Annotated in this window: 11 protein-coding genes; 2 read left to right on the top strand and 9 right to left on the bottom strand. The window is 63.8% G+C overall.

The features are described from left to right. Positions 1 to 43 precede the first annotated feature (43 nt). Positions 44 to 1,282, top strand: coding sequence for an MFS transporter (locus tag U5919_RS08270; RefSeq protein ID WP_336023480.1), 1,239 nt, complete (start codon positions 44 to 46; stop codon positions 1,280 to 1,282). Between the two features lie 7 nt (positions 1,283 to 1,289). Here U5919_RS08270 and U5919_RS08265 read toward each other — a convergent pair whose 3' ends face one another. The 6 genes from U5919_RS08265 to glmS all read right to left on the bottom strand — a co-directional run bounded on the left by U5919_RS08265 (position 1,290) and on the right by glmS (position 8,948). Next, positions 1,290 to 2,414 carry an MFS transporter gene (locus tag U5919_RS08265; RefSeq protein WP_336023890.1) on the bottom strand — a complete coding sequence of 375 codons (1,125 nt, stop codon included), beginning with the start codon at positions 2,412 to 2,414 and terminating at the stop codon, positions 1,290 to 1,292. Positions 2,415 to 2,541: 127 nt separating this feature from the next. After that, a complete protein-coding gene (locus tag U5919_RS08260; RefSeq protein ID WP_336023478.1) occupies positions 2,542 to 4,038 on the bottom strand; it encodes a TrkH family potassium uptake protein in 1,497 nt (498 codons plus the stop codon). Positions 4,039 to 4,054: 16 nt separating this feature from the next. Beyond that, on the bottom strand, positions 4,055 to 4,852 hold the full coding sequence (locus U5919_RS08255) for an SDR family oxidoreductase (protein ID WP_336023475.1): 798 nt from the start codon (positions 4,850 to 4,852) through the stop codon (positions 4,055 to 4,057). Positions 4,853 to 4,940: 88 nt separating this feature from the next. After that, the gene (locus U5919_RS15920; protein ID WP_425604203.1) at positions 4,941 to 5,222 is read right to left on the bottom strand and encodes a cupredoxin domain-containing protein; all 282 of its coding nucleotides are present in this window, start codon (positions 5,220 to 5,222) and stop codon (positions 4,941 to 4,943) included. A 177-nt stretch (positions 5,223 to 5,399) separates the two neighbouring features. After that, complete coding sequence (locus U5919_RS08245; protein ID WP_336023472.1) at positions 5,400 to 7,109, bottom strand: asparagine synthase-related protein; 1,710 nt, start codon at positions 7,107 to 7,109, stop codon at positions 5,400 to 5,402. A gap of 30 nt (positions 7,110 to 7,139) precedes the next feature. After that, entirely contained in the window at positions 7,140 to 8,948 is a 1,809-nt protein-coding gene (glmS, locus tag U5919_RS08240) for a glutamine--fructose-6-phosphate transaminase (isomerizing) (RefSeq protein WP_336023469.1), read from the bottom strand. Positions 8,949 to 9,304: 356 nt separating this feature from the next. On the opposite strand from glmS, the gene U5919_RS08235 reads away from it, so the two are divergent. Continuing rightward, positions 9,305 to 10,291: a DsbA family protein gene (locus U5919_RS08235; protein ID WP_336023466.1), complete on the top strand. Its 987-nt coding sequence runs from the start codon at positions 9,305 to 9,307 to the stop codon at positions 10,289 to 10,291. Positions 10,292 to 10,353: 62 nt separating this feature from the next. Here U5919_RS08235 and U5919_RS08230 read toward each other — a convergent pair whose 3' ends face one another. The 3 genes from U5919_RS08230 to U5919_RS08220 all read right to left on the bottom strand — a co-directional run bounded on the left by U5919_RS08230 (position 10,354) and on the right by U5919_RS08220 (position 14,904). Next, positions 10,354 to 12,288: a hypothetical protein gene (locus tag U5919_RS08230; RefSeq protein ID WP_336023464.1), complete on the bottom strand. Its 1,935-nt coding sequence runs from the start codon at positions 12,286 to 12,288 to the stop codon at positions 10,354 to 10,356. A gap of 82 nt (positions 12,289 to 12,370) precedes the next feature. Further along, positions 12,371 to 13,474, bottom strand: a complete 1,104-nt coding sequence (locus U5919_RS08225; RefSeq protein ID WP_336023461.1) for an ATP-grasp domain-containing protein — start codon at positions 13,472 to 13,474, stop codon at positions 12,371 to 12,373. Positions 13,475 to 13,827: 353 nt separating this feature from the next. Beyond that, positions 13,828 to 14,904 (bottom strand): DUF354 domain-containing protein, encoded by a 1,077-nt coding sequence (locus U5919_RS08220; protein WP_336023888.1) that lies wholly within the window; start codon positions 14,902 to 14,904, stop codon positions 13,828 to 13,830.

Here is a 14,904-nt window from a genome sequence, read left to right as displayed (position 1 = left end):
ATCGGTGGCTTCTAGAGACGGTAGCAGACACGTTCCTGTATTGATGACGACGGGATCCGAAAGCGCTCGACTCGACGGGGGTGAGTCGGCTCGCGGAGACGCGACCGACTGGCGGACGATCGGCCTCGTCGCCGGTGCGAGCCTGATGTCCACCGGATTGGCCGCCTACGAGATCGTTCCGGCCAGCGTGACGCCGCTCATCAAGGAGTCGCTGAACGTCAGTTCGACGGTCGCCGGCCTCCTCGTCAGCGTTATGTTCGGAACCGCGGTCGTCGCGAGCCTCCCCGCGGGTGCGCTACTGGATCGGACTGACACGCGGGGAGCGATGGCGTTGGCCGTACTGGCGCTGTTCGTCGCCGGTGTCTGGGGGTGGATCGCCGGACGAAACGGGAACTACTGGTCGGTGATCGCCTCGCGGGCGGTCGGCGGCGTCGCCTACGTCGTCGTCTGGAACGCCGGAATCGACATCGTGAGCCGCGCGGTGAGCGCCGAGCACCGCGCGACCGCCGTCGGGATTTTCACAGCGAGCGGCCCCGTCGGCTTCGCGATCGGACAGGGGACCGGCCCGCTCATCGCGGCCCGATTCGGCTGGCCAGCGATCTTTGTGGCGTTCACCGGCGTCGCGCTCGTCGGACTGCTCGTCTTCTGGCCGGCGAGTCGCGGGCTCGGCGCTGCTCGCAGGGACGCGCCTTCAGCGGCCGACTTCGGGGCCGTCCTCCGCAACCGGACCGTCTGGCTCGTCGGCACGCTCGGGTTTCTCAGCTACGCGCTCTATCTGTTCATCAACAGCTGGGGATCGTCGTATCTCACCGATGACATAGGGCTCTCGCTCGCGGTGAGCGGTGCGGTGGTGGCGATCTTCCCGGCCGTGGGCGTCCTCTCGCGGATCAGCAGCGGCCTCCTCTCGGATCGGGTGTTCGGCGGTCGGCGACAACCGGTGCTCGTCGGATCGTTCGCCGTCGCCGCGCCGCTGCTTTTCGCGTTCACGCATCTCGGATCGATCTGGCTGTTAGTCGGCGCGCTGCTCCTGTCGGGCTTTGCGATCCAGTTGACCCTCGGGCTCTCGTTCACGTACGTCCGCGAGGTCGTCGACCCCCACGTCGCGGCCACCGCGGTCGCGTTTCAGACGAGCGTCGGGCTGGCGGGCGCGTTTCTCTCGCCCATCGCCGGCGGCGCGGTCGTCGATAACGCGGGGTTCGACGTCGCGTTCCTCCTCGTCGGTCTGCTCGCCGTCGTGGGACTCGTCCTCGCGTGGCGGGCTCCGGAACCGGCGTCGCTGTGAGGATCGTCTACCGGCTTCTGAACAACAGTGCCGCCGCGACCACGAGACAGACGACGAACCCGCCGAAGGCGGCGTCGTAGCTGCCGTACGTGGCGACGATCCCGACGTAGGCGGGCCCGAGCGCGTTCGCGCTCAGGAAGATCGCCCGCGCGGCCCCGAGATCCGCGCCCATCCCGTCCGACGGCGCGCCGTCGAGGATGATCGCGTCGGCCAGCGGGAAGCCCGTCTTGTACCCCAGCGCGAGGAGCGCGACCGTGACCCAGATCGCGACGTTCGATGCGGCCACGACGAGTGCGACGAGCGAAACCGCGGCCAAGAGGAGACCGCTCACGGCGATCCCCCGCCGAGAGAACCGATCTCCGAGCGTTCCCGCGGCGGGTTTCACCGCGAACCCGACGGCGAACACGATGGCGAACGTCAGCCCCGCGAGGCTCTCGGAGAACCCCTTCGACTGCGCGAGGTACGTCGGTGCGAAGTTGATGAAGCCGCCGACCATAAAGTAAAACAGCGAGAACGCGAGGATCGTCTCGCGCTGTCGGGCGCTCTGGACGAGTCGACCCACCGTGCTTCGGAGCTCGAGCGAGGAGCTCCCGACGTCGTACGGTTCCCGCGTCATCGACGCGTAGGCGACCGTGAGCAGCGCCAGCGCGATAGCGACGGGGAAAAACGGCGTCCGCCACGTCGCGTAAGTGAGCGCCAGAACCGCGATCCCGGACGAAACGAGGCCGCCAAGGTCGGTCCCGGCGGCGTAGATTCCGAGCGCTCGACCCCGGTTCGTCGTGAACAGATCCGAGAGCAGTGCTCGCGAGGGAATCGCGAACAGTCCCTTTCCGATCCCCGTGACCGTCGCGGCGACGAGGAACATCGCCAGTCCGGTCGTCAGCCCGAACAGGGCGAAACCCCCGGCGATCACGATCAGTCCGGGAACGATCAGCGTCGTCCGGTTCCAGCGGTCCGAATACTCGCCACTGGGATACTGGACGAGCGCGTACGACCCCTGAAACACCGCGAGCGCGATGCCCGCGGTCGCTTCGGTGATGCCGAGATCGACGATGATCGTCGGGAGGAGCGGCGAGAGGAGATACCGGCCGGTCTGCAGCAGCGCCCACCCGAGCGAGACGGTCACGAGCATCCGTCGCGCGTAACGCGTCGTCGCCGTCGAAGTCGTCGAGGCCGTCACACGCTCGGCTGAGAGATGGACGGTTACGTGAGTTCCGATTCGTGGCCGCGAGAGTGTGCCAAAGCGCCTCACAGCGCGCCTACGAGCGCCAGAACGAGGGCGTCAGAAGGACGAGCACCGGGATGATCTCGATCCGACCGATCCACATCAGAAAGACCATCACGAGCTTCGTCGACGCCGGGAACGACTCGTAACTCGCGAGCGGTCCGGCGATGCCGAACGCGGGTCCAACGTTGAAAAACGTCGCCGAGACGGCGCTCATCGCCTCGAACTCGGTGACAGCGACCCGGGCGCGGGAGGCATCGATGACGACGAACACGGTCCCGATGATGAAGAAGACCAAGCTTACGAGCGTGTATGCGTAGATGTCGCGGACCGTCTCCTCGTCGACGACCCGTCCGCTCAGCCTGACGGGGCGGATCGCGCTCGGCGTCGTCGCGACGAAGAGGTCGCGGCGAAACGCCTTCAGCACGACGAGCCAGCGGAGCGCCTTGATCGAGCAGGTCGTGCTACCGGCCATCCCGCCGGTGAACATCGCGACGAAGAGCAGGTGCTTCGCCGCGGGCGACCAGAGGTCGAAGTCGACGCTCGCATAGCCCGTCGTCGTCACGATCGAGACGACTTGGAACAGCGAGTGACGGACCGTCTCCTCGACGGTGAATCGAGGGGACGCGCTGGTGGCGAGTACCGCGGCGATCCCGGCGGTAAACACCCCCAGGATCGTGAGGTAGAACCGAAACTCGTCGCTCCGCCGCAGCCGTGAGAAGTCTCCCTGCAGAGCGAAGTACATCAGGATGAAGCTCGTCGCACCGAGAGCCATAAACGGGATGACGGCCCACTGGACGGCCGGAGAGAACGCCGCGATGCTGTCGCTGCGAGGCGAGAACCCGCTCGTCGATACCGCGGTGAACGCGTGTGCAACGGCGTCGAAAACCGTCATCTCCGGGGCGAGTCCGACGATGCGAAGGCCGACGAGGACGGCGACCATCAGCCCCGTGAGCCCGACGTAGAGCTTCCAGAGGAGCGCGGCCGTCTCGGAGATCCGCGGCGTCAGTTTGTTGAGATCCCGCGTCTGTGTCTCCGTCTCCATCAGCTGTGCGCCACCGACGGAGAGCTGTGAGAGCAGTGCGGTTGCGAGCACGAGGATCCCGAGGCCGCCGAGCCACTGCAGTGTCGAGCGCCACAGGTGGATTGCCCGCGAGTGCACCTCGAAGTCGACGATCACGGTCGCGCCGGTCGTCGTGATCCCGCTCATACTCTCGAAGAGCGCGTTGACCGGCTCTGCGAGGACGCCGTTCCCGGCGATCAGGAAGGGTATCGTCCCGACGAGCGCGATGCTCAGCCACGTCAGCGCGACCATCAGAAACGCCTCTCTGGCCCGTAGATCGCGCGTCTCCGGCAGTCGTTCGAGACCGGCACCCACCGCGGCGGTACCGACCATCGGGACGAGAAACGGGAGAACCGTCGTCCCGTCGTAGAGCGCGAGCGCAAGAGGGAGCGAGAGTGGGACCCACAGCCACTTGAGGATCGTCCCCACGAGACCGACGCTGACGCGCCAGTCGACGCGGAGCGTCATTGCGGTGCGCGCCGGCTCATAGGTTCGACGCGCTCTCGCCACCGTCGATCGGGATCGCCGCGCCCGAGAGGTACGCCGACTGCGGCGAGGAGAGGAACGCGACCGTCCGACCCAACTCCATCGGATCGCCGATCCGCCCGACCGGGATCTCTCCGGCCCACGCTTCGATCCCCGACTCGTAGGAGTCGTACGTCCCGTCCTGTACGCCGTGCTCGACGAGCTCTTCCACGCGCGGGGTCTCGTGCGTCCCCGGAAGGACCGCGTTCGCGCGGACCTCCGGTGCGAGTTCCTTCGAGAGCGTCTTCTCCAGCCCGACAACGCCCGCTCGCACGGCGTTCGAGAGAACGAGACCGTCGACCGCCTCCTTGACGCTCACCGACGCGATGGTGACGAGGGTCCCGTGATCGGAGTCGCGCAGGTGCGGTTCGGCGGCTCTGACGGTCCGTACGACGCTCATCACGAGTTGGTCGAACGCCGCGTACCACTCCTCGTCGGTCGTTTCGAGGAAGGGTTTCGCGGGCGGGCCGCCCGCGGACGTGACGAGGTGGTCGAGGCCGCCGAACTCCGCGACGGCACGGTCGACGAGCGACTCCACCGCGTCGGCGTCAGTCAGATCCGCGGCGTGTCCGACGACGGTCGCGCCGGCGACCGCATCGTCGCGGACGTCGTCGACGGCCGCTTCGAGACGCTCTTCGCCCCTGCCGTTGAGTACGACGTTCGCACCTTCGGCGGCGAGCGCCCGTGCGGAGGCCTTCCCGAGGCCGCTGCTCGATGCGGTCACAAGCGCCGCGTTGCCGTCCAGTCGGAGGTCCATACCCGTTTGCTGTTCGGGCGTGAACAAAAGCGTTGACAACGCTAACGTGGTCGCGTTTAGTTACGCAACTGCGGCCGTCCAACCGGTGTCAGGCGGGCTTGTCGCGGGCGCGGGGGCTTCCGAAGACATCTCCGGCGGCGATCGTACCCCGCATCTCAGCCCCGTCCGCGGAACTGACGTACTTGCTGATACCGATTCCGTCGAATACGAGCCCCCACGTGCCCCTCCCCTGTTCGGGACTTGCGTAACTTTCGTCGACGGCCGCCACGCTGTGTTCGACGCCGCCGGTCCACTCCCAGACGACCGTGGTCCCGGGGTCGACGCGAACGGCGGCGGGGCCGAACGCGAAGCCGCCGCTGTTGCCCTGCACACCGGCGTCGACACGCTCCAGCGACCACCGACACCGAGGAGGAGACTTCGGAGTGAACAGGAATGTCCGGTGACGGTGCTCTCTACGACGTCCGTGAACGAATCAAGAGCCCCGAGCACGCAGCAGTTGACGACGTGGGCGATTGCGCGCTCTTTCCGCTCTGCAGTCTCCACCGCATCAAATGCCCATCGAAAGTCTCGATCGCGGACACAGCACGTCGTCCGGCGTGAACGCGTTCTCGTCGGATGCAGCGTTCATCCACGTTGTGATGTCGTTGATTCGGAGTTTCACCCTGACGGGTAGGTCGTGGATGCTGGGGTACTTCGGGAAGAGTTTGCGGTCGAGTTCGTTCTGCTCGTACTGCGCCTCCATATCGGGCCACGGCGAGCTGAACGGTTCGAGGCCCGGCAGCTTCTTGCGGAGGAACTTTTCGATCTGGTTCTTCTGGAAGGAATGGTGTGGCCTGTCCGGAGGTTGGTGGCGGAAGATGTTCGGGTTGAGTTTCCGCATCGCTCGTTTCACTGTCTCCGTGTTCCGCTCCTCCGGCGGCGTCTTCAGGTGCCATTCGAGGAGTTCGGCGTCCACCGCGACGAACGATTCGACGTAGTTGTCCGCCAGCTCGAAGTGAAACGGGACCGACGGCTGATTCTGAATTCCCACGAGTGCGATGCTGTCGTAAACGTTATCGTACCGCTCCGACCACTTATCCAGTTGTTCACAGACGACGTCGTCGATGAAGTCCATACTGGTGTCGAACTCGTCGTAACACTCGGGGAAGACGTGATCGCACGCCGGATGATAGCCGAACTTCGACGACAACACTTCCGTCGGGTCCGGATCAGGGTCGAGCCCGTCCAGCGGAAATTTGTTGCCGAAGATGTCGACGACGTTTCGCGGCAGGAAGTGACCGCGGAGGAACGTATCGAAGAGCAAACCGTGGAAGATCGTGTCAACGGTCATCTTGTCGTCGCACCCGGCGTGGTGGATGTGGATCGATTCGCGGGTCCCGATAGAGTACTCGATAACGTCTTTGTCCACGTTGAGGTACTCGTCGTTTGCCACCAGCGTTTCGTGCGCTGCGCCGTACTGGTGAGCGATCCGCTTGGCCACTTCCACCTCCGGATGGCCCGATGACCCGAGCGTGTAACAGATGTCGATGTCCGGGTGTTGGGCGACGAGCGCTCGCGAGTCGTACCCGCCGCTGAGGAGGACGCCGTGCGAGCCGGGGTTGCTCGTTCTCCGTCCGATCGCGCGTTTGAGGCGCGAGGCGAGTTCGCTCACGTAATCGAACTCTTCGGGGTCCGCCGGGTCGTAGACGAACCGGGAGAGGGTCCCGGCGTCGTCGGCGGTAATGTAGCCGTCGAACGGAACATTCTTGAGGCTCTTGTACACCGTTCGGTCACCGACGACGACGCCCATATGGACATATTCGAGTAGTCCGCGCGTGTCGACGTTGGGGTCCGACGCAGCCGAGAGCACGCGATGTGGATTCGTCCCGAATACCCGTCCGTCGGCGGTGTCCGTATAGAAACACTGCCACGACCGGACCGGGTCAGTTGCGACAACGACATCGTCGTCGAATTCGACGAAGACGAGGAACGATCCGTTGAGTTCCGAGAACGCATCAGTCCCGACCGCGGCGTACCTGTCGAGTGTGTATTCGGCTGCGGAGACGGAGACGCCGTCTGGAGGATACACCTCGCCCCAGAGGACGCAGTGGCCTCGCTCGTCGTGATACGTCGCAGAGCGTCCGGGAAACCCGAGTGCGGGATCCCGGATGGCGACGGTGGCGCGCTCGCCCTCGGTGGCCCAGTCGAAACTCGACCGGGAAACGAGATCGTCGAACGCGCCGTCGCCGTCGAGAACGCCAAACAGTTCTTTGTTCATTATATACGGGTGCTGTTCGGTGGAATATCGTTATTCGACCGTCACGCTCTTGGCGAGGTTACGCGGCTTGTCGATCGCGCGGTCCAGTTCCGTCGCGCTGTAGTACGAGAGCAACTGCAACTGGACGTTCGCGAGGAGGTACGTACAGATCGGATGCATCTCCGGGACGTAGAGGTGTTCGTCGGCTGTATCCACGATCCCGTGATCCGGCGGGGAGACCGCGACGATGGGCGCACCTCGGGTCTTCGCCTCTTCGGCGTTCGTCACCGTCTTCCGACTACCGTCCACACAGATTGTGAATACCGGCGTTCGTTCAGTAACGAGTGCCAGCGGACCATGTTTGAGCTCGCCGGACGCGAATCCCTCTGCGTGCTCGTACGTCACCTCCTTGAACTTGAGTGCGCCCTCCTTCGCGACGGAGCATCCGAGTCCGCGCCCAATAAAGAAGTACGCCCTTTCGTTGAGGTACTCCCGGGAAAGACGCTCCGCGTCGCTCGTTTGAAGCACCTGCTCAACAGCGTTGGAGAGCTCGGACAGGTCCGAAACGAGTTCCGGGAGTGTGTCCAACGGGGAGCCGTCGTCTGTGACCTCAGCGAGGAACTGACTGAGGAGCGTGAGCGTCACGGCCTGCGAGGAGAACGTCTTCGTCGCCGCGACGCCGATCTCGGGACCCGCGCGGATGTAGAGCGGCTCGTCCGCCTCGCGTGCGGCCGTCGACTGGACGACGTTCGTCACCGCGAGAGTGGAGGCACCAGCCTCTTTCGCGCTACTCAGTGCAGTGAGCGTATCGGCCGTCTCGCCGCTCTGTGTGACGGCGATAAAGAGAGTTCTCTCGGACGGGGTGCCCGCGGAGACGTCGTACTCGCTCGCGCGAATCGACCGTGCCGGGACGCCGCACTGGTTCAGCAGGCTCGCGCCGAACATCGCAGCGTGGTAGGAGGTGCCGCAGGCCACGAGTTGGACGGAGTCGATCCCGGAGAGATCGAGTCCCAAGTCGAGATCGATCTCGTCCTTTTCGCGGTCGAAACGCCCCTCGAGCGTCTTTTGAAGCGACTCTGGTTGGCTGTGGATCTCCTTGAGCATATAGTGGTCGAACTGTGCCTTCTCAGTCTCACCGGGCTGCCAGTCGACCTGCTCGACCTCGCGTTGCGCCAGCTGTCCCTCCTCATCGATGATTTCGACGCCGTCGGAACGAACCTCGAGGACGTCACCATCCTCGAGGTAGAGAACGGTGTCCGTCTGACTGAGGAACGCCGGCACGTCGCTCGCCAGATAGTAACTGTTCTCTTCGAGACCGAGCACGAGCGGCGACCCCTGTCGGGCGGCGAAAATGGAGTCGTTCCCCTCGATGACGGTCGCGATCGCGTAGCTTCCGTCCAAGTCGCTCACCGCGTGTTCGAAGGCAGCCAGCGGTTCGTTTCCGTGATCGAGGTAGTATCTGATGAGGTTCGGGATGACTTCGGTGTCCGTGTCACTCGTAAACTCGTACCCGTCCTCGGAGAGTTTCTCTTTGAGCGTCTCGTAGTTCTCGATGATGCCGTTGTGAACCGCGGCGACGCGGTCCGAGTGATCTGTGTGCGGGTGTGCGTTCTCGTCGGTTGGCGGTCCGTGCGTACTCCATCGAGTGTGACCGATACCGAGAGTCGCGCTGGAGTCGACGGTGTTGATGGTCCTCTTCAGATCCGAGACCTGTCCGGAGCACTTCCAGACGTCCAGCCCGTGTCCGTTCTTCACCGCGATCCCGGCGGAGTCGTACCCGCGGTATTCGAGCTTTTCGAGACCCGTTACGAGCGGATCGAGCGCTTCGCGATCCCCCGCGTGTGCGATGATACCGCACATATCAGCACACCTCCGGATGACGGCTGCCGTTGGCAGTTCGCACGTCGTGAGGTGCGTCCGATGCGGAAGTGCTCATTTCCTTCGAAGCGTATCTCTGTTGTGTCATTGTTGGTAGGGTGGCTGCGGGGACGAGTTGCCCCTACAGACCCCAATGCAGAGACGCCGGCATTACTATAGACGCGCTAAGGAGACGCACGCCGAGAGGATCGACGAAATTCGGCGCTCGGAGATGCGGTTTCGACGGTCTCGCCTAGTTACGACGATCGGCCGGTTTAGCCATCGACCAACGGCGGGGACCCGCGAGGAACTGCCTTACCGAGCCGATAATAATGGCCGTTACGGCCGGTGTGTGTCGTATGGGTGACAGAGAAGTAGACAGACGACGAGTGCTCAGCCTGACCGGTGCCGCAGCGATCGCGTCGCTCAGCGGCTGTGCGAGCATCGCTCAGGAGGCGAACTCCGATTCGGATCGACAGACGGGATCGGGAACCGAGCGATCGACCGAACGGACGACAGACGCCAGCGCCAATCGGACGAGTGACGACACGTCGGCCGAGGTCCACCCGCGATCAATCGACGAACCGGGCTTCGAGCTCCCATCAGCCCCGATACCGAACGGATCGACGAATCCGCGGTATCCGACCATCGGAACGGCGGAGATGACCCTCACACTGTACGGAAACTGGAAATGTCCGTACACCCAAGAGTTCGTCAGGGGGCAACTGGGCGTCCTGATCGACGACTTCGTCACCACCGGCGATGTGGCAATTGAACTCCGCAACGTCGCATATCTGAACGAGGACCCGTACCTCGGTTCGGACGCGCCGAGGGCGAGCGAGGCTGGTCTTGCCGTGTGGAACGTCGACCCCGAGTCGTTTTGGACGTACCTATCGTACGTCTTCGCGAATCAACCACAAGAGCGGTACGAGTGGGCGTCCACCGAGACCCTCGTCCGGTTCGCCGAGCGGGCGGGCGTGGACGACATCGATCGCATTCGGCAGGCGATTCGAAACCGAACGTACGCCCGGGACGTACAAACGTCCGCCGAGAGAGCGAACGAGGTCGGGATCAGCACCGTCCCACGCGTCGTTTACGACGATACCGTGACCGCGCCGACGGTGGAGCCCGAGGCGACGCGGGCGCAGTTCGAACGCGCAGCGAACGACGAATCAGCGTCGGAAGACGGATCGACCGAACACGGGACACCCGACGACTCTCCAGCGGGGAACACATCAGACAGCGAAGACGACACCGACCGAGAGGATTCGGACGAGGCGGATGGCACGGGTTTTGACGGGTGGGACTCCGGCGAGCCGTCGGCGCGTTCGGCGGTCGTCGATTGACATCCCCCTCGGCGAGGGCGCGGGTATTCTCCCCACTCGTATAACGCGGTACGACTGGCCTCTCAGGATCCCGGGAGCGTGCAGACCGTGACCTCACCGTTCGCGTAGACGTGGTTGGTCGTCGGGGGGCAGACTTCGGTCTTCGTGGGATTGAGGTTCTGCGTGACGTCCTGCTCGTTCGGGAAGTAGGACGCACCCTCGGATTGGTACTCCCGGTGGGCGGTTATCCCCTGGGGAACTGGCCGTCCTCCCTCGGCCGGTAACGGCTCGGCGGGATAGGCATTCGTCCGCTCCCACACGGTCCCATAAGGGAGATCGGTGTAGATCTCTCCGCCCCGTCCAGTCGGCCGAACGGTGCCGAACGTCTCCACTGCGGCGAGTTCCTGTTCGGTGTACGAGAGCCGCTCGTGTTGGTCTGGGAAGGCGGGATTGTCCATCGCCCCGTCGTTCGACATAATCATCACGTTCGGGTAGACCAGCACGAACAGGAGCAAAACCACGCCGACGATTTTGAGCGAGGTCCGGTTTGCGAGATGACGGAACCCGAGGGCACCGACGATCGCCAACAGCGCGTACAGGAACGCGATCCAGCGACCCGGTACGAAGCTCTCGATGCCGAACAGGGGCAATCCGAGGACGACGAACAGCATCGCGACGATCGCACCGAGAATGGTGTACGTCGTCTGCGTCGCCCGCGACCGCTTGAGAACGGTGAGACACCCAAGGACTGCGGCGAAGATGAGCAGGAGGAACCCGGCCTCTGTCACGTAGGTAGACACCTGCGAGAGGAACGTCTGTCCGGCGGATCCCGCCGTGCCCGACGCACCGGTCGATCCACCGCTCCCGCTGACGCCGCTCAGGAAGCCCGCGTTGAACAGGTTGATGTAGAGGTAGTTGAGCACCGTTTCGAGGAAGGTCTCTCCCTTGTACGGCGTCAACGACCACGTGAACACGATGAGGCCGAGGTTGAAGACGACGAGGCCGCCCAAATTCACCGGATTGGAACCCCCACCGATGAACGACAGTGGGTTCGGCTCTGCCGAAAAGAAGTTAAACCGAAGCAGGACCTGCGCGAGCAGCCCGGAGAACAGAAGTACCAGCATAATAAACGACGAGATTTGATGAGTGAGGATAACCGCGCTGCTGAACAGAACCAGTAGCCCGAAGTCGCGCCACCGCTCGCTCGCGTGCGTGATCCGAACGAGACAGTACAGACACGCGAGGAAGAACAGGAGGCCAAGACTCGTCGGGATGAGGTGGATCCCCCAGCGGATCACCTGATCCCCCATCGCGTAGAGCGCTCCCGCGGCGAGCGACCACCGCACGGGAATCAGCAGCCGCGTCGTCCCGTAGACGAAGAGCGGCGCGAGCGGCATCACGACCCCCAGAGAGAGGTACAGGCCGTTTCGGAGGGACAGATCCAATAGATTCGTTGCCGCCGCCGCGAGCAAATGGAACAGCGGCGATGCGTAGTACTTGATGTCATTGAGCGCGGACAGCGATCCGGTCTGCAGTATCGATTCGACGAAGGTCGTGTGCGACCAAATGTCGATTCCGATGTATCCCGGCGCGGTATAGAGGGCGGCGAAGCGGACGACGAAGGAGTACGCCAGCAACTGGGCGAGATACACCGCCGGCCGCAGTTCCTCGTCAGGCGAGAGCAGGATCTGCAGCAGGAGGATCACGCCGATGACGCCGCCAACGTCCATAAACAGGATGGTCCGCTTGCCTTGGAGGACGGCGAGTGCGACCATCACAGCGAGGCCGAGGAAGACGCCGGCCGAGAGGAGTCGACTGACCCACGGCGTCACCGTCGGCAGACCGTTTGTCGTCCCCGTTCCGCGCGCTGCGGCGAGGTACAACAGACACGCGACCCCGAGGATCACTGGGAGCGTCACAATGAATATTTGTGACGACAGGAACCGGAGCGGGAACAGTGCGAGCGCGAGCGCAAGTCCGACAGCTGCGGCGAGTACGTCTAACTCTGCGCGTTGCAACCGATCGTAGGCGGAAGATATTGGATTCATCTCGTGAGATGGGTGACCGTCGAGCCGTTTCGGGAGCGGCCCGGCGGCTCAATCAGATCGTACTCGGCTCCCGGTCCGGCCCGTAGAACACGTCCTGCCAGTCGCGCGTGACGTGCGTCCCCCACTCGACGTCGACGTCCGGGAGTTCGTGGCCGAGCGCGTACTGAACGCTGAGTGCGGGTATGTTCGCTCCCGCTCCGACGCAGGCGGTGATGCTCTTCGATATCCGAGGGTGGACGCCGAGGAGCTTCGGCGTCCCGTCGACGCCACGCTTGAACCGAAGCGTGGCGTTGTACTCTACCCCGATCAGGTCACAGATTTCCCGGGAGTACTCCATCAGCTCGAAATCCTCCTCGACGGTTCCGGTGAACGACCGATTCTCGTCGGTCTCGGTGTGCAATCGAGTGACGAGAATCGGTTCGTCCTCCGTCCGGACCAACGCGTCGACGCTGTATTTCTCCCCTCGGAGGTCCTCTGTCACGATGAGGTCTGGAAACTCCGTCGTCTCGGCGAACGCCGGCAATACTCCGTCTAATGTGGTTCGGATGCTGTTCGACTGCTTGTTCAGCAGGGCGTTGAATCGGTTTATTTCCGGGTCGAGGATGTGCAGACAGGAGAGGTCGGTGCCGATGGGAGGCTTGAAACAGACGCATCGGTCCGGATACCCGAGCGCGTGAACCGCATCGACGAACTCGTCGTGGGTCGAAACGCGGTAGAACTCAGGCGTTGCGGGGTGTCCCTGCTTGACGAGTTCCCCGTAGAGACGCCCCGTGTCCCGGGCGATTGCGAGGGCACGCGGATCAGCAACCATCACTCGGATGCCTTCGCTCTCGAAGGTCGGTTTCGATTCTGAGAGCGGGCGGAGATACTCGGTTCCGAGCGGGAAGATTACGTCCACGTTCTCGGTCCAAGCGATTTCGTGTATCTCGGCAACGAGGGCTCCGGGTTCTTCTTGCGAAACGGTCGCTGCAGTGTCGACCAGACTGAACCCGCGTGCGTTCGGATTCGCGTCGACCCCGACAATGTGGGCGTCGAACGCGTCGGTCTGTCGGAGGGCTTTGAGGATCCCCGACGCCCCCAGCGTCCCAACGCCTGCCACCAATACGGTCACGTCGCCGTCCCGGATCGAGGGCCGAACGGTATCCAGCAGTGTCATCAAAGTCACGTAGCGACCAAACTGCCCTTATTATAAAGCCAATAAACGGCCGAATTCGGCGGAATCGCGCCCATCGTACCGGTGGCCTCCCGATTGTCTCACTGTTAGTGGGACTCGACAGCCCACCAACGGAGCCGAACGGCTGGAAACGGCATCAGCAACGGAGCGGCCAACGGGAACAGTACCACAGCCGAGGACAGCTTCGTGGACCCGATCCCGTGGGACGAACGGCTTCGCGACGTCGAGTACGCGTCCGAGCCAAATCTGTCACCGATCTCGTGCGAGCGCGTCCTCGAGAGAGCCGACGGAGAGCCCCGTGAAACAGGTGCGTTCGGCCGTTTCGGAGATACCGTTTAGGAGCGCTGGGGGTCGGTGGCGGGAACGCGCCGCTCTCGGGTTCTGACCTCACTGGCGGCCGTGAGAACGCGCCGGACGACGACGTCCGTCGCGTCGACCTTCTCCTCGAGGAGGCGCTGTCGTCGTTCCTCCCAGTCGACATCAGTCGATCGCAGGATGTCGTCCGCTCGATTCACGGCGCGCTCGTTCCGCCGCTCTCCGTGATAGCCGAACAACAGCCCGTGGGTTTCCAAATCCTGCATTAGACCCGGCTCCGCGCTGTGAACGTACACAGTGGGTGTTCCGAGAACGGCGCTTTCGGCGGCCATCGTCCCGCTCTCGCCGACAAACAGGTCGGCGTACGCGAGGACGTGGTGGATGAGGTGCGGGGCGACGTCGAGGGCGTATCCGTGGAGTTCTGACGGAAGCGCGTCGTCTTCGGCCGAGACCAACACCGTCGCACCCGCTCGTTCGAGGCGGTCGATCAGCGCCGAGAGGTCTTCGATCCCCTCGTCGCCGACGTCGTGAGCCGCGCCCCAACTGACCAGCCGTACGACTGCGTAGGAGTCGTGGGGGCCGACCGGCAATCCATCGAGCGCCGACGGGTCCGGATCGAACCGGTCCGGGTGTAGGTACGCGAGTTCGTGATAGCTTGGATAGCGGTACTGGTTCGCTCCGGTGTCGTCGCGGTAGCACTCCGGCGTCGCGACCTCGTCGGCGAAGGGGAACGTCAGCGCGTTCGAGAGCGTCGCGTGCTCAGTGTCGGTGAAAACAACGCAGTCCGTGCCGACGAGCCGCGCGACGTGGGCGGCATAGAAGCCGCCGACGGTAGTTATCACGTCTGGTTCGATCCGCCTAGCCTCGCGGTAGAGACGGTATTCGATCGTTAGCGTCGAGAGCGCGAGGGCAGGCAAAGACTCACCTGGCGAGCCGATGACCTCGTGCTCGATGTCGTACTCTTTGAGGAGCGACAGCGAGACGTCTTTATCCAGGGCGCGGACGTACACCTCGTGGCCGCACGCCTCGAACTCGTCGATAGCGTGCTTGAAGAAGTGTACGTGCGCCGGGTGCTGGATCGTGATGAGGATGTCCAT

Origin of the sequence: Halobellus sp. LT62, assembly GCF_037031285.1 — an archaeon.
GTDB lineage: Archaea > Halobacteriota > Halobacteria > Halobacteriales > Haloferacaceae > Haloquadratum > Haloquadratum salinisoli.
This window is presented reverse-complemented; position numbering and strand designations above follow the sequence as displayed.